Source organism: Kitasatospora sp. NPDC002543, assembly GCF_053594915.1.
The window spans coordinates 49637-71834 of sequence record NZ_JBSFWR010000007.1 but is presented as its reverse complement, the minus strand read 5'-3'; the positions used below and the strand labels follow the sequence as shown (position 1 = coordinate 71834).

18 protein-coding genes are annotated in these 22198 nt (G+C 73.7%); 3 read left to right on the top strand and 15 right to left on the bottom strand.

The genetic code is table 11. The features are described from left to right. Nucleotides 1-13 precede the first annotated feature (13 nt). From ACWD4P_RS05355 to nrdR, 10 genes are all read right to left on the bottom strand, one after another. Nucleotides 14-1258 carry a cytochrome P450 gene (locus ACWD4P_RS05355; protein WP_359828669.1) on the bottom strand — a complete coding sequence of 415 codons (1245 nt, stop codon included), beginning with the start codon at nt 1256-1258 and terminating at the stop codon, nt 14-16. Then, complete coding sequence (locus ACWD4P_RS05350) at nt 1255-1902, bottom strand: GTP-binding protein (RefSeq protein ID WP_359828667.1); 648 nt, start codon at nt 1900-1902, stop codon at nt 1255-1257. Before ACWD4P_RS05350 ends, ACWD4P_RS05355 begins: the two co-directional genes overlap by 4 nt. Beyond that, nucleotides 1883-2251, bottom strand: coding sequence for a DUF742 domain-containing protein (locus ACWD4P_RS05345; protein WP_359828665.1), 369 nt, complete (start codon nt 2249-2251; stop codon nt 1883-1885). The genes ACWD4P_RS05350 and ACWD4P_RS05345 overlap by 20 nt, the downstream gene beginning before the upstream one ends. Continuing rightward, on the bottom strand, nt 2248-2685 hold the full coding sequence (locus ACWD4P_RS05340) for a roadblock/LC7 domain-containing protein (RefSeq protein WP_449778617.1): 438 nt from the start codon (nt 2683-2685) through the stop codon (nt 2248-2250). The genes ACWD4P_RS05345 and ACWD4P_RS05340 overlap by 4 nt, the downstream gene beginning before the upstream one ends. After that, nucleotides 2685-4460 carry a sensor histidine kinase gene (locus tag ACWD4P_RS05335; protein WP_449778616.1) on the bottom strand — a complete coding sequence of 592 codons (1776 nt, stop codon included), beginning with the start codon at nt 4458-4460 and terminating at the stop codon, nt 2685-2687. Before ACWD4P_RS05335 ends, ACWD4P_RS05340 begins: the two co-directional genes overlap by 1 nt. A gap of 263 nt (nt 4461-4723) precedes the next feature. Beyond that, nucleotides 4724-5302 carry a Clp protease N-terminal domain-containing protein gene (locus ACWD4P_RS05330; RefSeq protein WP_449778615.1) on the bottom strand — a complete coding sequence of 193 codons (579 nt, stop codon included), beginning with the start codon at nt 5300-5302 and terminating at the stop codon, nt 4724-4726. Between the two features lie 3 nt (nt 5303-5305). Beyond that, complete coding sequence (locus tag ACWD4P_RS05325; protein WP_359826516.1) at nt 5306-5542, bottom strand: RNA polymerase subunit sigma-70; 237 nt, start codon at nt 5540-5542, stop codon at nt 5306-5308. Between the two features lie 60 nt (nt 5543-5602). Continuing rightward, nucleotides 5603-6370: an SDR family oxidoreductase gene (locus ACWD4P_RS05320; protein WP_449778614.1), complete on the bottom strand. Its 768-nt coding sequence runs from the start codon at nt 6368-6370 to the stop codon at nt 5603-5605. 169 nt (nt 6371-6539) lie between these two features. After that, entirely contained in the window at nt 6540-9440 is a 2901-nt protein-coding gene (locus ACWD4P_RS05315) for a vitamin B12-dependent ribonucleotide reductase (protein ID WP_449778613.1), read from the bottom strand. 202 nt (nt 9441-9642) lie between these two features. Next, nucleotides 9643-10143, bottom strand: coding sequence for a transcriptional regulator NrdR (nrdR, locus tag ACWD4P_RS05310; RefSeq protein WP_359826519.1), 501 nt, complete (start codon nt 10141-10143; stop codon nt 9643-9645). A 539-nt stretch (nt 10144-10682) separates the two neighbouring features. Here nrdR and lexA point away from each other — a divergent pair. After that, on the top strand, nt 10683-11378 hold the full coding sequence (gene lexA / locus ACWD4P_RS05305) for a transcriptional repressor LexA (RefSeq protein WP_189922451.1): 696 nt from the start codon (nt 10683-10685) through the stop codon (nt 11376-11378). 93 nt (nt 11379-11471) lie between these two features. On the opposite strand, the gene ACWD4P_RS05300 is transcribed toward lexA, so the two are convergent. Genes ACWD4P_RS05300 through ACWD4P_RS05280 form a run of 5 tightly spaced genes read right to left on the bottom strand, consistent with a single transcriptional unit; the run spans nt 11472 to nt 19319 of the window. Beyond that, entirely contained in the window at nt 11472-13595 is a 2124-nt protein-coding gene (locus ACWD4P_RS05300) for an ATP-dependent DNA helicase (protein ID WP_359826523.1), read from the bottom strand. Nucleotides 13596-13607: 12 nt separating this feature from the next. After that, entirely contained in the window at nt 13608-15431 is a 1824-nt protein-coding gene (locus tag ACWD4P_RS05295) for an IucA/IucC family protein (RefSeq protein WP_359826526.1), read from the bottom strand. Continuing rightward, entirely contained in the window at nt 15409-16908 is a 1500-nt protein-coding gene (locus ACWD4P_RS05290) for a lysine N(6)-hydroxylase/L-ornithine N(5)-oxygenase family protein (protein WP_449778612.1), read from the bottom strand. Before ACWD4P_RS05290 ends, ACWD4P_RS05295 begins: the two co-directional genes overlap by 23 nt. 9 nt (nt 16909-16917) lie before the next feature. Continuing rightward, nucleotides 16918-17610 carry a GNAT family N-acetyltransferase gene (locus ACWD4P_RS05285; RefSeq protein WP_449778656.1) on the bottom strand — a complete coding sequence of 231 codons (693 nt, stop codon included), beginning with the start codon at nt 17608-17610 and terminating at the stop codon, nt 16918-16920. Further along, nucleotides 17502-19319 (bottom strand): IucA/IucC family protein, encoded by a 1818-nt coding sequence (locus tag ACWD4P_RS05280; RefSeq protein ID WP_359826530.1) that lies wholly within the window; start codon nt 19317-19319, stop codon nt 17502-17504. Before ACWD4P_RS05280 ends, ACWD4P_RS05285 begins: the two co-directional genes overlap by 109 nt. A gap of 431 nt (nt 19320-19750) precedes the next feature. Between ACWD4P_RS05280 and ACWD4P_RS05275 the strand changes: the two genes are divergently transcribed. Together ACWD4P_RS05275 and ACWD4P_RS05270 are read left to right on the top strand one after the other, a co-directional pair. Then, on the top strand, nt 19751-20947 hold the full coding sequence (locus ACWD4P_RS05275; RefSeq protein ID WP_449778611.1) for a trypsin-like serine peptidase: 1197 nt from the start codon (nt 19751-19753) through the stop codon (nt 20945-20947). Nucleotides 20948-21068: 121 nt separating this feature from the next. After that, nucleotides 21069-22178, top strand: a complete 1110-nt coding sequence (locus ACWD4P_RS05270; protein WP_359826534.1) for a trypsin-like serine peptidase — start codon at nt 21069-21071, stop codon at nt 22176-22178. The last annotated feature ends 20 nt before the right edge of the window (nt 22179-22198 follow it).

Below are 22198 nucleotides of genomic sequence, written 5' to 3'. Positions count from 1 at the left end.
AGGGGTTGGTGGATCAGGCCGGGTGGCCGGGGGTGAACGAGACCGGCAGCGCCACCAGCCCGCGCACCCAGGCCGACGGCCGCCACACCAGCGCGTGCTCGGCCACCGCCAGCCGGAGGTCCGGCAGCCGGTCGAGCAGCACCTCGATCGCGGTGGTGGCGATCACCTCGGCCGCCTCCTGCGCCGGGAACGGGCAGCCGTGCTCGCCGTACGAGTAGCTCATGTGCGCCCGGTTCCCCTCCGCCGGGCGGCCGTCCGCCTGGCGCACGGCCGGGTCGGCGTTGGCCCCCGCGATGCCGAGCAGGACCATGTCCCCCTCGCCGATCCGCTGACCGCCCAGCTGGGTGTCGCGGACCGCCCAGCGGCCCGCGAAGATCTGCGTCGGGGTGTCCTCCCAGAGCGCCTCGTTCAGCGCCTGGCTGATGCTGCGCCGGCCGCCGGCCAGCGAGGCCGCGAACCGCTCGTCGGTGAGCATCAGCCGCAGCGCGTTGGAGATCCAGTACGAGCTCGGCTGGTGGCCGGCGATCAGCAGCACCCGCAGGTCGCGCATCACCTCGTCGCGGGTCAGCCCGGCCGGGTGCGCCAGCATCCGCGAGGCGACGTCGGCCCCCGGGTACTCGGCCTTCTCCTCGACCAGCGCGGACATCAGCTCCAGCAGCCGCTGGGCGCCGGCCGGCGCGTCCGGGCCGCCGTCCAGCATGGACAGCAGCGCCCCGATCAGCTGCGGCGCCTGCTCCTCGTCCAGGCCGAGCACCCGGCAGAGCACCAGCAGCGGCATCCGGTGCGCGTACTCGGCGACCAGGTCGGCCTCACCGCGCCCGGCGAACTCGTCGATCAGCCCGTCGGCGATCTCCTCGGCGTGCTTGCGCAGCTCGTACGGGTCGACCCCGGCCAGCGCGTCGGTCACCGCGCGCGAACGCCGGACGTGCTCCTCGCCCTCGGCGTACAGGATCGAGGGGACGGGCGCCATCATCGGCTTCAGCGGCCAGTCGGCGGGCAGCGTCGCCCAGGCGTGCCAGCGGCTGGAGTCGCGGCCGAACAGCTGCGGCCGGCCGGTCACCTGCTGGAGCTCGCGGTAGCCGATGACCAGCCAGGCGGGCACGCCGCCGGCCAGCTCGACCGGGGCGACCGGGCCGTGCGCGGCCCGCAGCTCCCGGTAGAGCTGGGACGGGTCGGTCTGGAAACGCGGCCCGTACAGCGGCGTGGCGCCGGCGTGCGCCGGGCAGCCCGGGGGCGGGGTGGCGGCGGGCTCGGTCACGGGGTGCTCTCCTCGTAGATCGCGTCGGATGCTCCGGCGAGGGCGGCCAGGTGGTGGACCAGGGCGATCAGCACCCGCTTGCCGGACTCGCGGTCGCGGGCGTCGCAGTCCACCAGGGGCACCTCGGCCGGCAGGTCCAGCGCCTCGCGGACCTGCTCCAGGGTGTGGCTCGCCTCACCGAAGTTGTTGCGGGCCACGATGAACGGCGTGCCGTGGTGCTCCAGCCGGTCGATCGCGTACCAGGAGTCCTCCAGCCGCCGGGTGTCCACCAGGACGACCGCGCCCAGGGCGCCGCTGAACAGCCGGTCCCAGAGGAACCAGAAACGTTCCTGCCCGGGCGCGCCGAACAGGTACAGCACCTGGCGCTCGGACAGGGTGATCCGGCCGAAGTCGAAGGCCACCGTGGTGGAGCGCTTGCCCCAGGCGCCGGCCGGGTCGATGCCCTCGCCCGCCCTGGTCATCACCTCTTCGGTGTTCAACGGGCGGATCTCGCTGACCGAGCCGACCAGGGTGGTCTTGCCCACGCCGAAGCCGCCCACCACCACGATCTTCAACGCGTTGTCGGCCGTCGCCCGCAGCGGGGTGCGCGCACCGGTGGGCCGGGCCTCGTCGACGAGCCCGACGTCAGAGCTGTTGGAGGCCATGCAGCACCTGCTTCAGCGTGTCGAGGTCGGGCAGCCGGGCCTTGTTCGGCGCGAACCTGGGGTGGCGGGCGGTGACCGCCCCGGACTCCAGCAGGTCCCCGAGCAGGATCTTCACCACCGAGACGGGCAACGACAGCTCCGCCGCCACCTCCACCACGGCCGTCGGGGCCTCGCACATCCGCAGGATCCGGGCGTGCTCCGACTGCATCCCCGGCGCCGGCTGCCGCTCGGCGACGATCAGGGTGACCAGGTCGAAGGCGTTCTCCGGAGCCCGGCTGCGGCCCCGGGTGATGGTGTAGAGACGGTCCGGGTCGTCGTCGCGGCCCGGCAGCACCGGCCCGGCATTCATATGCCGGCGCTCTCTTGCGCGGTGGCCTCGCCCTCCGTCTGCCGGGCGGGCGCGCTGAGGCGCACCCCGATCTGCTCGATCAGGCCGTGCATGTTGTGGCCGACCACGCCGACGTCCGCGTCGTCGTCCGTGACCACCGCCAGGTGGGCGCCCTCCCCGGCCGCCACGATGCACAGGATGCCGCCGTGGAACTCGGTCATCGACTGCCGCACGCCGCCGCTGCCGTCGCCGAACTCGATCGAGGCGCCGTGCGCCAGGCTCTGCAGCCCGGAGGCGATGGCCGCCAGCTGATCGGCCTGGTCGGTGCTCAGCCCGGCGGTGTGGCAGAGCTTGAGGCCGTCGGCGGAGAGGACCAGGGCGTGCCGGGTGCCGGGGGTCGCCGCCAGCAGGTTCTCCAACAGCCAGTCGAGGTCACGGTCGGTGGCACTGCTCATCAGGTGTCCTTCTCGGTGACGGGGGAAGCGTCGGGCATGGTGTCGGGATCCGCGGTCGGCGCCCCGGCAGGGGGCTGCTCGGCCCCCGCGGGACGGGCCGCGGCCCGACGGAACGCGCCGAACCGGGCGGCCGCCCCCGCCGCGTCAGGGGCGACGGGCTTCGCGGTCCGGTCCGGCGCGGGGACGGTGGTGGCCAGCGTCTGCCCGCGGCGGCGCTGCGGCAGGCCGCTGTCGGTCATCCGGGCGGGCGCCGCCGGCAGGGCGGGCGGCGCGGAGGCGGTCCGCGCGCCGCCCGCGGCCGGCGCCCCGACCGGGACCCGCTGCGCGGGGGCCGCCGGAGGCAGGGAGGCCGGGGCCGGGCGGGCCGAGGCGAGCGCGGGGCGCGCGGCCTCCCCGGGCGGCGCCTGCGCCGGAACGGAAGCCCGGACCGGCGCCTGGCCGGACACCGGCCCGGCGACCGGCGCCGGGTGGGTGACCAGCTGCTGCGGGATCAGCACCACCACCCCGGTGCCGCCGCGCGCCGACGGCCGGAAGGAGATCTGCAGCCCGTGCTTGCGCGCCAGCACGCCGACCACCGCGAGGCCCAGCCGGGTACCGGCGGAGAGCGTGGTGAGGTCGAGCGGCTCGGCGGAGACGGCCCGCTCGGCCCGGCGCAGCCAGCTGTCGCCCAGGCCCAGCCCGCTGTCCTCGACGGTGACGGCCAGCCCGGCCGGCACCTCCTCGACGTAGACGTGCACCTCGGCCGGCGGGGCCGAGAAGTTGGTGGCGTTGTCCAGCAGTTCGGCCAGCGCGTGCATCACGCCCTCCGCCGCGTACCCGACGACCGCGGCGGTGCTGGCGTTGTGCAGCCGCACCCGCTGGTAGGCGCCGATCCGGCCGAGCGCACCGCGCAGCACCGACTCCACCGCGATCGGCTTCGCCCAGCGGCGGCCCGAGCGGGCACCGGTGAGCACCGCGATGCTGTCGGCCATCCGGCCCGCCTGGGCGGTCGAGTGGTCCAGGCTCAGCAGGTCGCCCAGGACCTCCTCGTCGTGCCGGTGCTGCATCTCGCGCAGCTCGGCGTGCATGCTCGTGGCCAGTGCCTGAACCCGCCCGGCGGCCGTCGCGCACACCGCGAGCGCGGCGGCCCGCAGCCGCTCGCCGCGGCCGATCTCCTCGCTCACGGCGCGCAGCAGCGCGTACTGGGGATGCTTGCGGTGGACGGCCAGCGCGCTGTCCACGGCCGCGCCGGCCCGCAGCTTCGTCACCACCTCCGGCAGCACGCCGTCGGCGATCCGGGCCAGCTCGGCGCGTTCGGCGTCGGCCCTGGCCCGCTCCGCCTCCGCCCCGGCCCGCTCGGCGTCGAGCTCGGCCCGCAGCCGCGCCAGCTCGGCGTGCGCGGCGGTGACGTCCGCCTCCGCCCGGGCCCGGTCGGCGCGGGCGGCGTCCCGTTCGGCGAGCGCGGCCGCGGCGTGGTCCGCGGCGGCCGTCTCGGCCTGCCGGGCCGTACCCGCGGCGACCAGCGCCGCCCGGGTCTCCTCGTGCTGCGCGGCCAGGTCCTCGGTCAGCGCGCGGGTGCGCTCGACGCCGGTCGCCGCGAGGCCGACGGCGATCAGCCAGAGCACCGTGACGGCGGCCACCGCGAGGGCGGTGAGCGGCTGGTGCGCGCCGAACGCCCGGACGACCCCGACCGGCGCGGCGACCAGCGCCAGCAGGACGGCCGCCGCGGTCAGGGCGACGGTACGCGGCGCGGGCCGTCGGCGCGATCGGCCGTCGGGGCTGGTGGCTTCTCTCATCGGTGCGGTCCTCGGCAACGTCGGCGGGCGGCGGCGCGGGCGGCGGGTCGGCGACGGATTGCGGCCGCCGACAGCTGGTCGGGCGCATACCAGACCGCCCGGGGACGCGACGAAACGTCCCCGGGCGGCTGATCGGTTCACGCTTTCGGCCGATCATATCGATTCAGACATAGGCCTCAAGCGGCCAGTTGACGACCAATCCCCTGACACATCGCCGCCCACACCCTCTGCGACCACCGCCCACACCCACCCGGGACCACTCCTCACGCCCCGGGGACCGACCCGAGCCTGTCCTCGATCGCCCGCCGCACGGCCTCCGGATCCAGCCCGTGCTCCACGATCACTCTGGCGCCGAGCCCCTCGCCCTCGCGCAACACTCCGAGCAGCAGGTGGCCCACCGCGATCTCCCTCGCCTTGAGCCGCAGGGACTCTCGCAGCGACAGCGTCAGTGCCGCCTTCGCCCCGGCCGTGAACGGGCTCCGCACCGGCCTCGACTCGGACCGGAACCAGCCGCGCCGCCTCGGCTCCCCCTCGACGGGCACGTCCAGCGCACCCTCGCCGAACACCGACTCGACGGCCTCGCGCACTGCCCCCAGATCGACCCCGATCGAGGCGAGAGCAGCCGCGTCCTCCTCCGGTCCGAGCGCCCGGCGGACCGCCCGCCGCACCTCCTCCTGGTCCAGCCCCGCCTCGACCAGAACGGCGGCCGCCGGATCGCCGGGTGTGCCGACGATCGCCAGCAGCAGGTGCTCCGTCCCGACGTGCCGGTGCCGCAGCTCCCGCGCCTCCTGCTGCGCCGCGACCACGACCTGCCTCGCCGCCTCCGTGAACCGTTCGAACACCGCTCAGCCTCCGTCCTCGCCCTTGCCCGGCCCGCGCTTCGCGTACTTCTTGTGCACCGCTTGCCTGGTCACGCCCAGGCAGAGCGCGATGTCCTGCCAGGACCAGCCCTGCGATCGGGCGTTGCCCACCTGCAGGCCCTCCAGACGATCCGCCAGATCGCGCAACGCGCGGACCGCCCGGAGCCCCACGGCGGGGTCACGGCTGCTCGCCGCAGCCGCGAGTTCTCCGCTCTCACTCATGCCGTCAACTCTGGTTGACAGCCGTCCGGGTGTCAACCCTGGTTGACACCCGGACGGGCCTCAACGGCCGCCGAACCGGCGATCCAGGGCCTCCTCGAAGGTCCCCCGGCCCACCGCCCGCTCCGGCGCCAGGTTGCCGCCCGCCCGCAGGCCGCGGCCGAACGCTCCCGGCAGGCGCAGCGGCAGCAGTGGTCGGCGTCTGCCCGCCGCCCTCAGGTAGGCCTCGGCCAGCTCCCGGTACGACAGCACCTGCGGGCCGCCCACTTCCGGCGCGAAGCCGGCGGGCCCCTCCCACACCAGGTCCGCGACCGCCTCCGCCACCTCCCGCACGTCCACCGGCTGGAACGCCACACCGCTCGGCACCGGGAGGACCGGCAGCTTCACGGAGACGTCGAAGAACCTCAGCAGCAGGTCGTGGAACTGCGTCGCCCGCAGCACCGTCCAGCCCAGCCCGGACTCCCGCACCACCCGCTCACAGGCGAGCTTCGTCCGGTAGTACGCGAGCGGCACCCGGTCGATCCCGACGATCGACACGTACACCAGGTGCCCCACCCCGGCCTCCCGGGCCTGCGCCACCAGGGTCCGGACCCCGGCCAGGTCCTCCTTCTTCTGCGTGGTCGCGCAGTCCACCACGACCTCGACCCCGGCCAGCGCCCGCGCCATCCCGGCCCCGCTCACCAGGTCCCCGACCACCCACTCGACCCCGTCGCCCCCGGCCCGCACCCGCCGGCTCAAACCCCGCACCGCCACCCCGCGCGCCACCAGCAGCCGCACCACCTCCCGCCCGAGCGTCCCCGTCGCCCCGGTCACCAGCACCGTCCCCGTCACCGCACCACTCCTTCTCGGCAGAGCCCGTTCACCCCCTACGGACCGGACACCACCCCCGGACGTGACATCGGCGCGCCCGGGCATACGAAAAAGCGGGGCGAGGACCGGGAAGGTCCTCGCCCCGCTTCAAGCGGTCACCTCAGGAGGCGACCACCGGGGTCGGGCGCGATCAGCTGCAGCCGCTGGTGGAGCCGCAGCCCTCGCAGAGGTAGCAGCTGCCGGCGCGGCGCATCTTGGTGCCGCAGGAGAAGCAGAGCGGGGCGTCGGCGTTGAGGCCGAGCTGGATCTCCATCAGCTCCGTGGAGTTGTGGGCCTGCTTCGGGGTCGCCTTGGGCGCCTCGACGGCCGGGGCCGGGGCCGGGGCCGGCTTGGCGACGACGGGGGCCACCGGGGCGGACTGGGCGAGCGACTCGGTGTCGATCTCCTCGGCCTCCAGCGGCTCGTACGAGCCGGTCTCCAGGTGGCGCTGGCGCTCCTCGACGGAGTGGATGCCGAGCGCCGAGCGGGTCTCGAACGGCAGGAAGTCCAGCGCCAGGCGGCGGAAGATGTAGTCGACGATCGACTGCGCCATCCGCACGTCCGGGTCGTCGGTCAGACCGGCCGGCTCGAAGCGCATGTTGGTGAACTTGGAGACGTACGTCTCCAGCGGCACGCCGTACTGGAGGCCGACCGAGACGGCGATGGAGAAGGCGTCCATCATGCCCGCGAGGGTCGAGCCCTGCTTGGACATCTTCAGGAAGACCTCGCCCAGGCCGTCGTCCGGGTAGGAGTTGGCGGTCATGTAGCCCTCGGCGCCACCGACCGTGAAGGAGGTGGTGATGCCCGGGCGGCCCTTGGGCAGGCGCTTGCGGACCGGGCGGTACTCGACGACCTTCTCGACCGCGGCGACCGGGGCCTCGGCAGCCTTGGTCTCGGCGGCCTCGGAGGACTTGGTCTTCGCCGAGAGCGGCTGCCCGACCTTGCAGTTGTCGCGATAGATGGCGAGTGCCTTCACCCCGAGCTTCCAGGCCTCGAAGTAGATCTCCTCGACCTCTTCCACCGTGGCGCTCTCGGGCATGTTCACGGTCTTGGAGATGGCGCCGGAGATCCAGGGCTGGATCGCCGCCATCATCCGGACGTGGCCCATGGCCGAGATGACACGCTCGCCCATCGCGCAGTCGAACACCTCGTAGTGCTCGGGCTTCAGGCCGGGCGCGTCCACCACGTTGCCGTGCTCGGCGATGTGGGCGACGACCGCCTCGGTCTGCTCGTCCTGGTAGCCGAGGCGCTTGAGGGCGCGCGGGACGGTGCCGTTGACGATCTGCATGGAGCCGCCGCCGACGAGCTTCTTGAACTTGACGAGGGCCAGGTCGGGCTCGACGCCGGTGGTGTCGCAGTCCATCATCAGGCCGATGGTGCCGGTCGGGGCGAGCACCGAGGCCTGGGCGTTGCGGAAGCCGTTCTGCGCGCCGAGGCGCAGCACGTCCTGCCAGGTCTTGTTGGCGGCCAGCCAGATCGGGGAGTCCAGGTCGTCGACCGACTCGGCGTCGAGCGAGGCGTCCGCGTGCTGCTTCATGACCTGCTGGTGGGCGGTCGCGTTGCGGGCGTAGCCGTCGTACGGGCCGACCACGCCGGCGAGTTCGGCGCCGCGGCGGTAGGCGGTGCCGGTCATCAGCGAGGTGATGGCGCCGGCCAGGGCGCGGCCGCCCTCGCTGTCGTAGGCGTGGCCGGTGGCCATCAGCAGGGCGCCGAGGTTGGCGTAGCCGATGCCGAGCTGGCGGAAGGCGCGGGTGGTCTCGCCGATCTTCTCGGTGGGGAAGTCCGCGAAGCAGATGGAGATGTCCATCGCGGTGATGACCAGCTCGACGACCTTGGCGAAGGACGCGGCGTCGAAGGTGTCGTCGTCGCGCAGGAACTTCATCAGGTTCAGCGAGGCGAGGTTGCAGCTGGAGTTGTCCAGGTGCATGTACTCGGAGCAGGGGTTGGACGCGTTGATGCGGCCGGACTCCGGGCAGGTGTGCCAGCGGTTGATCGTGGTGTCGTACTGGATCCCGGGGTCGGCGCAGGCCCAGGCGGCCTCGGCCATCTTGCGGAAGAGCTTCTTCGCGTCGACGGTCTCGATGACCTCGCCGGTCATCCGGGCGCGCAGGCCGAATTCGGTGCCGTTCTCGACGGCGGTCATGAATTCGTCGTTGACGCGGACGGAGTTGTTGGCGTTCTGGTACTGGACGGAGGTGATGTCGTCCCCGCCGAGGTCCATGTCGAAGCCCGCGTCGCGCAGGGCGCGGATCTTCTCCTCTTCCTTCACCTTGGTCTCGATGAAGGCCTCGACGTCGGGGTGGTCCACGTCGAGGACGACCATCTTGGCCGCGCGGCGGGTGGCGCCGCCGGACTTGATGGTGCCGGCGGAGGCGTCGGCGCCGCGCATGAAGGAGACCGGGCCGGAGGCGTTGCCGCCGGAGGAGAGCAGTTCCTTGGAGGAGCGGATCCGGGAGAGGTTGAGGCCGGCGCCGGAGCCGCCCTTGAAGATCATGCCCTCTTCCTTGTACCAGTCGAGGATCGACTCCATGGAGTCGTCGACGGACAGGATGAAGCAGGCGCTGACCTGCTGGGGCTGCTTGGTGCCGACGTTGAACCAGACCGGCGAGTTGAAGCTGAACACCTGGTGGAGGAGAGCGTGGGTCAGCTCGTGTTCGAAGATCTCGGCGTCGTCCTTGGACGCGAAGTAGCCGTGCTTCTCGCCGGCGGCGCGGTAGGTGAGCACCACGCGGTCGATGATCTGCTTGAGGCTCCACTCGCGCTGCGGGGTGCCGACGGCGCCGCGGAAGTACTTGGACGTGACGATGTTGACGGCGTTGACCGACCAGAAGTCGGGGAACTCGACGCCGCGCTGCTCGAAGTTGATCGAGCCGTCGCGCCAGTTGGTCATGACGACGTCACGCCGCTCCCAGCGGACCTCGTCGTACGGGTGCACGCCAGGAGTGGTGTGGATGCGCTCCATCCGGAGACCGCCCTTCGGGGCCTTGGCGCCCTTGGCCGCGGCCTTCTCGGACTTCGACCCGCGTGCGGAACCGCTCGTGGTGTCTGTCACTTCTCGCTCCTCCTCCTGGGCAAACGCCCGAAGCGCCCTGAAAAGTCCGGGCACTGCTGGTTCGTTCTTCCGGTGTGCGGGCAGGCGGAGACCTCGCCTGCTTGCGCACGGTTTGTAGTGTTTCGTGCCCTGATTTCGGGCACGCGTGGGCCCCGCGGGGCCGTGGTGGTGCGGAACAGGGCCCGGTGGGGCCCGGCGCCTCCTAGGGCGCGGCGGCGGGGACGGACGCGCAGGTGTCGTCCGTCTCGGCGGTGCGGGGCCGCTCGACGCGGAGTTCCGCGATGGCGGCCTCGAAGTCTTCCAGTCCGTCGTACGCCTGGTACACCGAGGCGAAGCGCAGGTAGGCGACCACGTCGAGTTCCTTGAGCGGGCCGAGTATGGCCAGCCCCACGTCGTGGGTGGTCAGCTCGGCGCTGCCGCTGGCGCGCACGCACTCCTCGACCCGCTGGCCGAGCTGGGCCAGCGCGTCCTCGGTGACCGGGCGGCCCTGGCAGGCCTTGCGGACGCCGGTGATGACCTTCTGCCGGGAGAACGGCTCGGTGACGCCGCTGCGCTTGATGACCATCAGCGCTGCCGTCTCCACCGTGGTGAAGCGGCGGCCGCAGTCCGGGCACTGCCGACGGCGGCGGATGCAGCTGCCGTCCTCGGTGGTCCGGCTGTCGACAACACGGCTGTCGGAGTGCCGGCAGAAGGGGCAGTGCACCTCGGGATCCCTCCCTGGCAGAACGTTCGGACTTGTCGAGTCTATGCGATGCGCCCCCGGCCTGGGCAAGCTGATCATGCGGGGCGACCACTAGTACTGGGCACGGAGAGGACTGTAGCCACTACATCTGGGACTCTGGGGGAGGTGAGCGCCGTGGCGTGTCGATGCCGCGACGGCGCGGATTAGACTGCCGGAGTCGAGTTCGGCTCGAACATTTACTCGATGTACAACAAAGCCTTGATCGAGTCAGTCAACTCCCGAATAATTCACTCGAACGTGTGTTTGGCGCAACCTTTCGATAGGAGGCGCGTTGGGCTGGAAAAGGGAGAGGACAGCCGTCGAGAGGGGCCGCCGTGAACACGATCGAAAGCAACACCATCCCGGTGCAGGAACACTCCCAGTTCAAGGTGGGGCAGCGCACCACGAATCAGCAGGGTGTGGACATCAGCATGGACCGTAGCGAAGACCACCGCCTCTCCGGCGCGGCCCTTTCCGGGGCCACTCGCGTGCCCGACCAGCCGATCGAACACTCCGCCGCCATGGACGACTCCCACCCCTCCCCCGCGCGCGCGATGCCCGGACGCCCCCCCGGCATCCGCACCGACGAGGCCGGACTCACCGAGCGCCAGCGCCGGGTGATCGAGGTCATCCGGGACTCCGTCCAGCGCCGCGGCTACCCGCCGTCCATGCGCGAGATCGGCCAGGCCGTCGGCCTGTCCAGCACCTCCTCGGTCGCCCACCAGCTGATGGCCCTGGAACGCAAGGGCTTCCTGCGCCGGGATCCGCACCGCCCGCGCGCCTACGAGGTCCGCGGCGTCGAGGTGGCCCGTCCGAACACCGCCGAGACGGCCGGCCGCCCCTCCACCTCCTACGTCCCGCTGGTCGGCCGGATCGCCGCCGGCGGGCCGATCCTGGCCGAGCAGACGGTCGAGGACGTCTTCCCGCTGCCCCGCCAGCTGGTCGGCGAGGGCGAGCTGTTCGCACTCACCGTGCGCGGCGACTCGATGATCGAGGCGGCCATCTGCGACGGCGACTGGGTCACCGTGCGCCGCCAGCCGGTCGCCGAGAACGGCGACATCGTGGCCGCGATGATCGACGGCGAGGCCACCGTCAAGCGGCTCAAGCGCGAGGACGGCCGGATCTGGCTGATGCCGCACAACCCGGCGTACGAGCCGATCAACGGCGACAACGCGACCATCCTGGGCAAGGTCGTCGCGGTCCTGCGCCGGCTCTGACCACGCCCACCGCCACCAGTCGGAGAGGGGCTCCGCCGCGACTGCGGGGAGCCCCTCCGGCGTGTGGTGCCGCGGAATGGCCGCGGCGGGCGCTCAGCCCCGCTTCACCACCGGCCGCACCGGCGCCGCCGAGGCGTCGATCGCCGCCAGCGAGCGGCGCACCTGGTTGCGGTCCGTGGTGTACCAGAACTCCGGCATCGAGGACCGGAAGAAGCTCCCGTACCGCTTGGTCTCCACCCGTGGGTCCAGCACCGCGACCACCCCCCGGTCGTCGGCCGCGCGCACCAGCCGGCCCGCGCCCTGCGCCATCAGCAGCGCCGCGTGCGTCGCCGCGACGGCCATGAAGCCGTTCCCGCCGCGCTGTTCGACGTCCTTCTGCCGGGCGCTCATCAGCGGGTCGTCCGGCCGGGGGAACGGGATCCGGTCCATCACGACCAGCTGGCAGGCCGAGCCGGGCACGTCCACGCCCTGCCAGAGCGAGAGCGTGCCGAACAGGCAGGTGGTCGCGTCCGAGGCGAACTCCCGGATCAGCTCGCCCAGGGTGTCCTCGCCCTGGAGCAGGACGCGGTGGTCGAGCCGCTCGCGCATCGCCTCGGCGGCCGTCTGGGCGCCGCGCATCGAGGAGAACAGGCCCAGCGTCCGCCCGCCGGCCGCGCCGATCAGCTCGGCCAACTCGTCCAGCATGTCCGGGCGTTCCGGGTCCCGCCCGGGGTCGGCCAGGTGCTTGGCGACGTACAGGATGCCCTGCTTGGGGTACTTGAACGGCGAGCCGACGTCGATCCCGCGCCAGTGCGGGACGGCGTCCTCGCCGAACCCCGGCTCGGGGTTGTCCCCGGCGGTGCGGACGTCCGGCAGCCGCGTCTCGGAGGGCAGGCCCACCGAGGCGGCGACGCCGTTGAAGTCCCCGCCGAGCTTGAGCGTCGCCGAGGTGAGGACGACCGAGCGCTCCTTGTACAGGCCCTCGCGCAGCAGCCCGGAGACGCTCAGCGGGGCGACCCGCAGCGAGGCGGTGCCCAGCCCGTAGCGGTCGCTGCGCTCGATCCAGACCACGTCGTACTCGGAGTCCTCCAGCAGCCGCTCGGCCGTCTCGTGCAGCGCCTCGGCCGAGGCCATCGCCTGCTTGCGGACGGCGTCCTCGTCGCTGAGGCCCTTGTCCCTGGTCTCCCCCAGCGAGGTGATCACCTGGCGGGAGGCGTCCCGGATCGCGGTGACCGCGTACGCCAGGTACTCGGGCAGCTCCTCGACCCGGCCGGGCTGGGCGGTCTCCATCAGGCCGTGGTAGTTCTCGGCGGCGGCCTGGAGCGCGTCGACCGCCTTCTCGTTGGCCAGCCGCGCGGCCCGCTTCACCGCCCGGTTGACCGCACCGACGGTCAGCTCGGCGGTGGCCGCGCCGGTGACCCGGTTGACCAGCTCGTGCGCCTCGTCCACGATCAGCAACCCGTGCTCGGGCAGCACCGGCGCGCCCTCGATCGCGTCGATCGCGAGCATCGCGTGGTTGGTGACCACGACGTCGGCCAGCTTGGCCCGCTCCCGCGCCTTCTCCGCGAAGCACTCCTGCCCGTACGGGCAGCGGGTGGCGCCCAGGCACTCCTTGGAGGTGACCGACAGCTGGGCCCAGGCCTTGTCGGAGACGCCGGGGCTGAGGTCGTCGCGGTCCCCGGTGTCGGTCTCGTCGGCCCACTCCCGCAGGCGCAGCACGTCCTGCCCGAGCTTCCCGGTGGGCCCGCCGAGCGCGTCCACCGGGTCGAACAGGCCCTCGCCCTCGTCGCTCGGGGTGCCCTCGTTGGCCCGGTGCAGGCACAGGTAGTTGGAGCGGCCCTTGAGCATCGCGAACAGCGGGCGGCGGCGCAGCACCGGGTGCATCGCCTCGACGGTGCGCGGCAAGTCCCGCTCCACCAGCTGGCGTTGCAGCGCCAGGGTGGCGGTGGCGACCACCACGCGGTCGCCGTGGGCGAGCGCGGGCACCAGGTAGGCCAGGGACTTCCCGGTGCCGGTGCCGGCCTGGACGAGCAGGTGCTCGGCGTGGTCGACGGCGTCGGCGACGGCCTCGGCCATCCGGACCTGACCGGGGCGCTCCACACCGCCGACGGCCGCCACCGCGGCGTGCAGCAGTTCGGGGATCCGCGAGCGCGGGACGGCGACGGCGTCCTCGGCCTCGTCGCCGAGGACCGCCGCCCGCTGGGATTCGGAGTCGTGGGATTCGGAGTCGTTCGTCATGACCCTCCCACCCTACGGGGCGGGGGTGACAATCCGGTCCCGTTGCCCGGGCATTCGCACGTCCACGGTGACCAGCGCGTTGGGCACCGTCCCGTACCGGGCGGCGTGCGGGCGGTGCGGGCGGTCCTGGTAGCCGTCCAGCAGCAGCCGGTTGCGGTTGAGGCAGAGCCGGTCGATCCGGGGGCGGAACAGGTCGAACAGCTCGAAGCGCTCGCGCAGCTCGGGGAAGCGCTCCTGGTAGCGCAGCACCTCGGCGCGCAGCAGGGCCCAGAACTCGGTCTCGGGCAGTCCGGTCTGTGCCTCCAGCAGCGGGGCGAGGAAGCGGAAGACGCCGATGAACAGCCCGGAGTGGATGAACTGGCAGAGCCCCTGCGGGCTCTCCCGCAGCAGCACCTCGGCGACCTCGGCGGGCAGGCCGTGCAGTTCGGGCAGGCTCTGGGCGCTGAGGTTGACGTCGTCCACGAAGTCCTTGACCGCGAGCCGGACCGGCGCGTCGGACGCGTCGAAGACCACGATGGCGTTCTCGCCGTGCGGGGAGAAGACCAGCCCGTAGCGGTAGAGGAAGTGCAGCAGCGGCGGCATCATCGCGGCGAACAGCCGGGCGGTCCAGTCGCCGGGAAGCAGGCCGGAGCGGTCGATCAGCTCGGCGGCCAGCGCCCGCCCGTCGGAGCCGCTCTGCAGCAGCGAGGCCAGGGTGCGGGCCCGTTCGTCGCCGTCCAGGAACGGGCCGAGCGGCTGGCGCCAGATCGCGCCGAGCAGCTCCTTGTACTGGTACGGCGCCTCGGGCAGCTCGCGGTAGAGCGGGTGGTCGACGGTGACGGAGGCGATCTCGCCGAGCAGCACCACCCGGCACTCGTCGCGCAGGTACGGGTCGGCGTCGCGCAGTCCGAGCAGCCAGGCAGTGACGGTGGGGGCGGCCAGGGTGCGCTCCACCGGCAGGCCGCGCCAGACCAGGGTGTTGAGGATGGACAGCGGCAGCTTGACGGTGCAGCGCTCGGGGTGGGCGGTATTGAAGAAGGACCGGATGGACTGCTGGGGCAGCCGTGGGTCGCCGTCCGAGGGCAGCGGGACGATCTCGCCGGAGGCGATCCAGGGGGCGAACAGCGGCAGGACCGTCTCCTCCCACTGCCAGGGGTGGACGGGCAGCAGCAGGTAGTCCTCGGCGTCCGGGCCGAGCGCGGCGCGCAGCGCGTCCACGTCGTCCAGCTCGCGGGCGTACAGCTGCTCGGGCCGTTCCAGGCCGGGTACGCCGCGGTACTCGGCGAGCCGCTTGTGGACCGCGATCCAGGGCAGCGGGCGCGGGCTGCGGGCCTCCGGGGCCCAGCGGGCGGTGTCGGCGGCGGAGAAGCCGATCCGGCCCTTGTTGGGGACGATCCAGGGGTGGCCGGTCTGCCGGCCCTCCAGCGCGGCGTGGTCGAGGTCGGCGAGTTCGGCGGCGGTCAGCGCGGTGGCGAGCTGGCGGGCGTCGGCGGTGAGGGTGGCGGAGAGCTCGCGGATCAGGTGGCCGGTGGTCTCGCCGCGCAGGCCGAGGGTCTGCCGGGCGTACGGGAGGAAGCGCAGCGGGTCCAGGCCGTCCGGGCGGGAGCAGCGGACGGACTCCGGGTCGACCTGCCAGCTGTCGTAGGCGCCGCGGCGGGCGGTGAAGCGGTACTCGGCCTCGGGCAGCTCCAGCCGGTACTCCCCGGGCTCGTCGCCGGGGACGGGCCGCAGCAGCTCCTCGTAGGCGAACTCTCCCAGCATCTTGGCCAGCAGGGCGCGGCCGGCTCGCCGCCAGTGCCCGGCGGTGAGGTGCGGGGGCAGGTGGAGCGGCGGTTCAGCGGCCGACTGTTGCGGCACGGGTCAACTCCTGGGGGCGGGGGACGGCGGGGGTCGGGTCGGCGGCGGCCGGACCGGCATGACTCCGGTCGGCGCGGGTCCCGTCGACTCGGGCCGGGTCGACCGGGGGCCGGTCGGCGGCCGGGTCGGGGGACGCGGCCGGGTCGGGGGACGCGTCCGCGTGGACGGGCGGCGCGAAGCCGGTCCAGGCGGTGCGCCCGGGCAGCCGGTGGACGGTGCGCCCGGTGACGGCGTTGAGGATCACGGCCGCCCGGTGGGCGCCGAGCCCGAGGTCGGGGGTGCCGACGCCGTGGGTGTGCAGTTCGGCGTTCTGGACGTACAGCCCGCCGGCGAGCTCGGGCCGGGTGGCGACCCGGTGGTCCAGGTCGACCCTGTAGCGTCCGGCCTCGTCCCAGTCGATCAGCTCGGCGAGCGGTTCGAGTGCGGCGGGGCGGGCCGCCCGGTAGCCGGTGGCGAGCACCACGGCGTCGGTGCGCAGCAGGTGCTCGGCGCCGGAGTCGGTGTGCCGGCAGTGCAGTTCGAGGCCGCCGCAGGGGCCCGGGCGGGCGGCGTCGACGGCGGTGCCGGGGGTGATCTCGACCGGGAGGGCGTCGATCGGGCGGCCGATGGTGCGCTCGTAGAGGTGGTCGTGGATCTCGGCGAGGGTCTCGGCGCTGGCGGCCTTGTGCAGCTGCCACTGGGCGGTGACCAGGGCGGCCCGGACGGGTGCGGGCAGGCCGTGGAAGTAGCGGGTGTAGTCGGGGGTGAAGTGCTCCAGGCCGAGCTTGGAGTACTCCATGGGGGCGAGTGCCCTGGTCCGGGTGAGCCAGCGCAGCCGGACGCCGTCGCCCTCGTGGCGCCGGAGCAGGTCGAGGAAGACCTCGGCCCCGGACTGCCCGCTGCCGACCACGGTGATGTCCCGGGCGCCGGCCAGGTCGGCGCGGCGTTCCAGGTACTCGGCGGAGTGGAAGGCCCGCGGGTGGCCGGCCAGCGCGGTGAAGGCCTCGGGCAGCACGGGCCGGGTGCCGACGCCGAGGGCGAGATTGCGGGCCCTGGCCTCGGATCGCCGGCCGGTCGCGGTGTCGGTCAGCTCGACGCGGTACCAGGGCGCTTGCCAGTGCAGGGCGGTGACCTCGGTGCCGAAGCGGCAGTTGGCCAGGTGTTCGGCGGCCCAGCGGCAGTAGTGGTCGTACTCGCGGCGCGGCAGTTGGAAGCGCTCGGCGAAGTAGAACGGGAAGAGCCGGTCCTGCTCGCGCAGGTAGTTGAGGAAGGACCACGGGCTGGTCGGGTCGACCAGGGAGACCAGGTCGGCGAGGAACGGCACCTGCATCCGGGCCCCGTCCACCAGCATCCCGGGGTGCCAGCGGAACTCCGGCCGCTGGTCGCAGAAGAGCGTGCGCAGGCCGGGGACGGGCTCGGCGAGTGCGGCGAGCGAGAGGTTGAACGGGCCGATGCCGACGCCGAGCAGGTCGTAGGGAGGGGGTGTCGAGGTGTCCACGGGTTTGTCCTAGGCGGGGAGTCGGTCCTGCGCGACGGGCCGGCCGGCCCGTTCGAGGACCATCAGGGCGGCACGCTTGTCGGGCAGGTCGAGTTCGGCGGCGGCCCGGAATCCGGCCCGTTCGAAGGCCCGGACGGACCGCCGGTTGCGGACGTCCGGTTCGGCCACCACCCGTTCGCAGCGCGGGTTCCGGAGCAGAATCAATTCTGCGAGGGCGGCGAGGAGGACGGCGCCCAGCCCGCGGCCCCGGCTGGCGGCGGGGCCGAGCAGCAGGTGCACGCCGGTGTCGTGCGGCCGCGCCGGGTAGTGCGCGGCGAGCGGGTCGAGGTCGGCGCGGTAGACCTCCCAGTAGCTCATCGGCTCGCCGTCGAGCAGGCCGAGCCACGGGGTGCTGCGGCCGTCGCCGTCCAGTTGGGCGCGGACGTGCCGTTCGGTGGCCTCCGGCGGCCCGGCGAGCGTCCAGAAGGCGTCGACCTCGGGGTCGTTCATCCAGCCGGCGAGCAGCGCCAGGTCGGCGGGCAACCGGACCGGGCCGAGCCTGAACTCACCGGCCGGGGTGGGGACGGGGCCCCACCCGGGCGGGTCACAGGGCATCAGGCTCCCGCCACCGGGTTGGGGATGTCCACGTACACGGACTGGCTGGCGACCGGGCCGACCAGTTCGTCCATGCCGTTGATCCGGGTGAGCAGGTTGGCCTTGCAGGGCAGCGTGGGCTGTTCCAGCAGCAGTCCGGGCAGCGCCGAGCCGGTGGCGGCGGCCTGAGGGCCGGTGAGGAACCGGCGCAGCGCGGCCAGCAGCACCGTCTCGTCGGCGAGCCGCTGGGAGCCGAGGGCGCCGATCAGGCCGAGCACGTGGTTGATGCCGAGGTAGTAGGCGAAGTGGTGGTCGATCACCCCGTCCGGCAGGAAGGTGTCGCTGTCCGTGCCGAGTCCGGGCAGCCGGGCGGTGAGCCGGTCGGCCGCGCTCTCCCGGTAGTAGTAGCCCTGGTTGTCGCGGTAGCGGCCGCCGCACGGCCAGCCCTCGGCGTCCAGCTGCACGAGGCTGTTCTGCTGGTGCGCCTCCAGGGCGATGCCGCCCCGGCCGTCCAGCCAGAGGATCGGCAGGACGACCGCGTCCAGGTAGCGAAGGAACCATTCGGCGGCCACGGTCTGCAGCGGGCGGGCGCAGCGGGCGGCCAGGGCCCGCAGGATGTCGCCGAGTCGGGAGGGCACGGTGTCGCCGGTGCCCAGCGGCTGTTCGGCGGCCAGCCCGGCGACGCACAGCACGCGGTCGGTGGGCGCGAAGGGCTGGGCGCGCAGCACGGTGTCCAGGCCGCCCGGGTCGCCGAGGTCGGGGTGGTCGACGCCGATCCAGGCCGGGTCGCGGACGATGTCGAAACCGGGGTGGGCGGCCCGCCACTCGGCGGCCAGCCCGCTCTCCAGCAGCCGGTGCATCTCCAGGCCGCGGTGCAGTTCCTTGCGCAGGTTCTCCCGGCGGGAGTTGGTGATCCGCAGGCCGAGCGAGAGCTTGAGCATCCACGGGGTGCCGGGCCGGTAGACGGTGCGCACCGAGGAGGTGGGGTACCAGGGTTCGCCGGCCGGGCCGAGGTCGTGCAGCAGTCCGTCGGCGAGCAGTGCGGCGACGGCCGGGCGGTGGGCGAGTTCACGGGCCTGCCAGGGGTGCAGCGGGACGGCGGCGGTGCCGGGCGGCAGCGCGGTGCCGCCGTCGAGCAGGCCGGCGGTGAGCCGCTCGGCGCTCTCGGCGACGGCGGAGCCGGCCGCCAGCAGTTCGCGGTCCACCGCCCACCAGTGCAGTTGGAAGGAGCCGTGCAGTTCGGGCGAGTAGGCGGCGCTCTGGGCCGGGCCGAGGCCGTCGCGGCTCTTCGGCGTGGGGTGCAGCGGGTGGCCGAGCAGCAGGGACTGCTCGGCGGCGAGGAAGTGCGAGCGCTCCGGTCCGCCGGGTGTGGCGGCGGTGCGGCGGTGGGCGAGGATCTCGGCGGTGCGCACGACCGAGTCGGCGACCCTGGCGGCCAGGTCGGCGACCTGCCCGGGGTCGGGCCGTTCGGCGGCCGCGGCGGCGAGCAGCGCGGCGGCGGTGACGGCGTCCACGGGGGCCTCGGCGGTGCCCTCGCCGGCCGACAGCGTGGCCGACCCGAAGCGGTGCCAGCCGCCGGGCGACCAGTAGGCGACCGGGGCGGTGAGCCGGGCGGCCCCGCCGAGGACGGCGATCCGCAGCCGGCCGTCCGGGCCGGGCCGGGCCCCGGTCTCCCGGGTCCAGCAGCGCAACAGGGCCTCCAGCCCGGCCTGTTCGGCGGCGACGGCCGGGTCGGGGTGCAGCAGCAGGTCCTTCCCGTGGGGCCGCTCCGCGGCGGGCGGCGGGACGGGGACGGCGACGGGGGCGGGCGGGGCTCCGGTGAGGGCGGCGGTGCTCAAGGCTGCTCCTTGGGGCGCGTGGGGGTGCAGACGCGCGCTGTGGTGGAGGGGATCGGCGGGCGCTCGCACCGTCGCGTCAGGTAAGGGTTACCTATCCATGACGGGTGATCACAAGGACCGCTCACTCGTCCGGGTGAGAATCGGCGATTGTCCACCTCCGGGGCCGGATGCCCTGCTGGGCCGGTGAACGGGCCGGGCCGGGATCACGGATCGGTGACCTCCGGCCCGCGCCGCAACCCGGGGGGCGGGCATCGCCGTCCTCCTCCGCGATGGAAGACTCCAGGGCGGCGGACCACCGCACCGCGGACCGACCGGACACGCACCACCCCGGCCCGGAGCCGCCGGCCGCGGTACCGTCCGGCGGCCCGGCGCCACCCGGCCGCCCGGCACCGCCCAGCACCGATCGACCGATCACAGGGGGAAGCGCACAGATGCCTAGGATCCACCGGTCAGCCCTGGCCGCCGCCCTGGCCGCGGGCACCCTGCTGGCCGTGAGCGCCTGCGGGCCGGACGGCCCGGCGGGAGACAACGGGACCACCGCCGCGCCGCCGCCCTCCTCCCAGGCGGGCACGGCCGCGGGTTCGGGCGGCGTGATCGGCGGGATCACCCTCCCGTCCGGGCTGCCCACCGGCCTGCTGGAGGGGCTGCCCAGGAGCTGGGACGACCTGAAGAAGTGGAAGTACGAGGACTGGGACAAGTGGGCGTCCAAGCACGTCTTCAACAACCCGGTGGTGAAGGACTTCTGGGACCCGGACAAGATGGGCGACTCCAAGCCCGCCGACCCGGCCCCGCCCGCCGCCAAGCCCGCCCCCGCCACGCCCAAGCCATCCACCGACGAGGGCGTGACCGACCCGGAGCCCGCGGTGGTCAAGGCCGTGACGGTGCCCCGCCCGTACACCAAGCAGCCCTCCGGCAAGGTGTTCTTCTCCGCCCAGGGCGGCCGCGGCAACTGCTCGGCGACGGTGATCACCGACCCGCAGCACCCGGGCAGGAGCAACCTGGTCTGGACGGCCGGCCACTGCGTCCACGAGGGCAAGGGCGGGAACTTCTACAAGGACCTGGTCTTCGTGCCCGCCTACAACAACTCGGGCGCCTCCAGCGGCGGGAAGCGCGCTCCGCTGTCCGAGCTGGCCCCGCTCGGCACCTGGTGGGCCGACCAGGTCACCACCTCCCCGCAGTGGATGGTCGAGGGCGGCGGCACCGGCGACGCCGCCAACCAGTACGACTTCGCGGTCATGCGCGTGCACAACCAGAACGACACCGGCAAGTCCCTGGAGGAGACGGTCGGTTCGGCCGTCCCGGTCTGGTTCGACGCGCCGCGCGACCAGCTCAAGGTCTCGGCCGCCGGCTACCCGCTGGTCAAGCCGTTCGACGGCCAGGAGCTGTACAAGTGCGACGGCGGCAGGCCCACCCGGCTCTCCTTCGACGCCAAGCGCCCGACCATGCTGACCATCGGCTGCGACATGACCCAGGGCGCCAGCGGCGGCGGCTGGTTCGCCACCATGCCGGACGGCAGGACCGCCCTGGTCAGCAACACCTCGATCGGGACCCAGGACCACACCTCGCTGAGCGGCCCGTACCTGGAGGCGGTCGCCCGGCAGGCGCTGGACTGGATCTCCAAGAAGTAGCCGGGTCGCGGACGCGGCCGCCGTTCCGTCGGAGCGGCGGCCGCGCCGGCGAACCGACGGAACGGCGGCCGCCACGAGGGGCGGCACGGAACCACCAGCACAGCACGGGGGACGAGCCAGCATGCCGAGAACCATCCGCCGGGCCGCGACGGCCGGCGCCGCGCTGCTCGCCGCGCTCGCCCTGGGCGCGGCCGGGTGCGGCCCGGACGGCCCCGCCCGGCCCGCCACCGCTCCGCTGGCCATGCCCAGGTCCGCACCCACCAGTGCGGGCGACCTCTCCGGCTGGAAGGTGGAGGACTGGGCCCGCTACGTCGCCGACAGCGGCTTCGCCGACGAGCCGGCGCCCGGCTCCTGGACGGCGGCCCGGATGGACGCCGCCAAGCCCCGGCCCACCCCGGAGTACTCGCTGACCGCCCCCGCGGCGGCCGGTGTGGAGCGGGACGCCGCGCCCGCCGCCGTCCCGGCCGTGCCGCAGCCGCACCCGTACGGGCAGGTCGGTTCGGTGGTCGGCCGGCTCTTCATGACCACACCGCAGGGCGACGCGGCCTGCTCCGCCACCGTGGTCTCCGACCCGGTCAACCCGGGCCGCAGCAACCTCGTCTACACCGCCGCGCACTGCCTGCACGACGGCAGGGGCGGCGGCTGGCTGAAGAACCTGGTCTTCGTGCCCGGCTTCAACCGGGACGGCCGGGTGGTCCGCGGCAAGCCGGGCGCCGACCAGCAGGCCGCCCCGTACGGCCGGTGGACGGCGGTGCGCGCGCTGGTCTCGCCGACCTGGCTCCAGGAGAACGGCGTCGGCGCCCGCCACCAGTACGACTACGGCGTGCTGCGGGTGCGCGCGGAGGACGGCTCCGGCCGGTCCCTGGAGGAGGCGGTCGGCGGCTCGGTGCCGATCTGGTTCAACGCCCCGCGCGACCGGATCACCGCGGCCGCCGCCTACGGCTACCCGGCCGAGCGGCCGTTCGACGGCCTGGAGCTCGAGCACTGCGACTCCCCGGTCGCCCCCGGGCGGCTCTCCTTCGACCCGGCCCGCCCGCCGATGTACGTGATCGGCTGCACCATGACGGCGGGCTCCTCCGGCGGTGGCTGGTTCGTCACCCGGGACGGCAAGCCCAACCTGGTCAGTGTCGGCGCGGTCGGCAACCGCGCTCCGGCCGGCTACCAGGCCGGCCCCTCGCTGCAGGACCAGGCGAAGCAGGCCTTCGACTACTTCGCCAAGAACGTCAGGTAGTCCCCGCGGGCGCGCGGAAG

Coding starts and splice junctions, on each gene's coding strand:
- ACWD4P_RS05350 (WP_359828667.1), bottom strand. CDS start 1,902: ATGGCCTCCAACAGCTCTGACGTCGGGCTCGTCGACGAGGCCCGGCCC.
- ACWD4P_RS05345 (WP_359828665.1), bottom strand. CDS start 2,251: ATGAATGCCGGGCCGGTGCTGCCGGGCCGCGACGACGACCCGGACCGT.
- ACWD4P_RS05340 (WP_449778617.1), bottom strand. CDS start 2,685: ATGAGCAGTGCCACCGACCGTGACCTCGACTGGCTGTTGGAGAACCTG.
- ACWD4P_RS05335 (WP_449778616.1), bottom strand. CDS start 4,460: ATGAGAGAAGCCACCAGCCCCGACGGCCGATCGCGCCGACGGCCCGCG.
- ACWD4P_RS05325 (WP_359826516.1), bottom strand. CDS start 5,542: ATGAGTGAGAGCGGAGAACTCGCGGCTGCGGCGAGCAGCCGTGACCCC.
- lexA (WP_189922451.1), top strand. CDS start 10,683: ATGGACGACTCCCACCCCTCCCCCGCGCGCGCGATGCCCGGACGCCCC.
- ACWD4P_RS05300 (WP_359826523.1), bottom strand. CDS start 13,595: ATGACGAACGACTCCGAATCCCACGACTCCGAATCCCAGCGGGCGGCG.
- ACWD4P_RS05275 (WP_449778611.1), top strand. CDS start 19,751: ATGCCTAGGATCCACCGGTCAGCCCTGGCCGCCGCCCTGGCCGCGGGC.
- ACWD4P_RS05270 (WP_359826534.1), top strand. CDS start 21,069: ATGCCGAGAACCATCCGCCGGGCCGCGACGGCCGGCGCCGCGCTGCTC.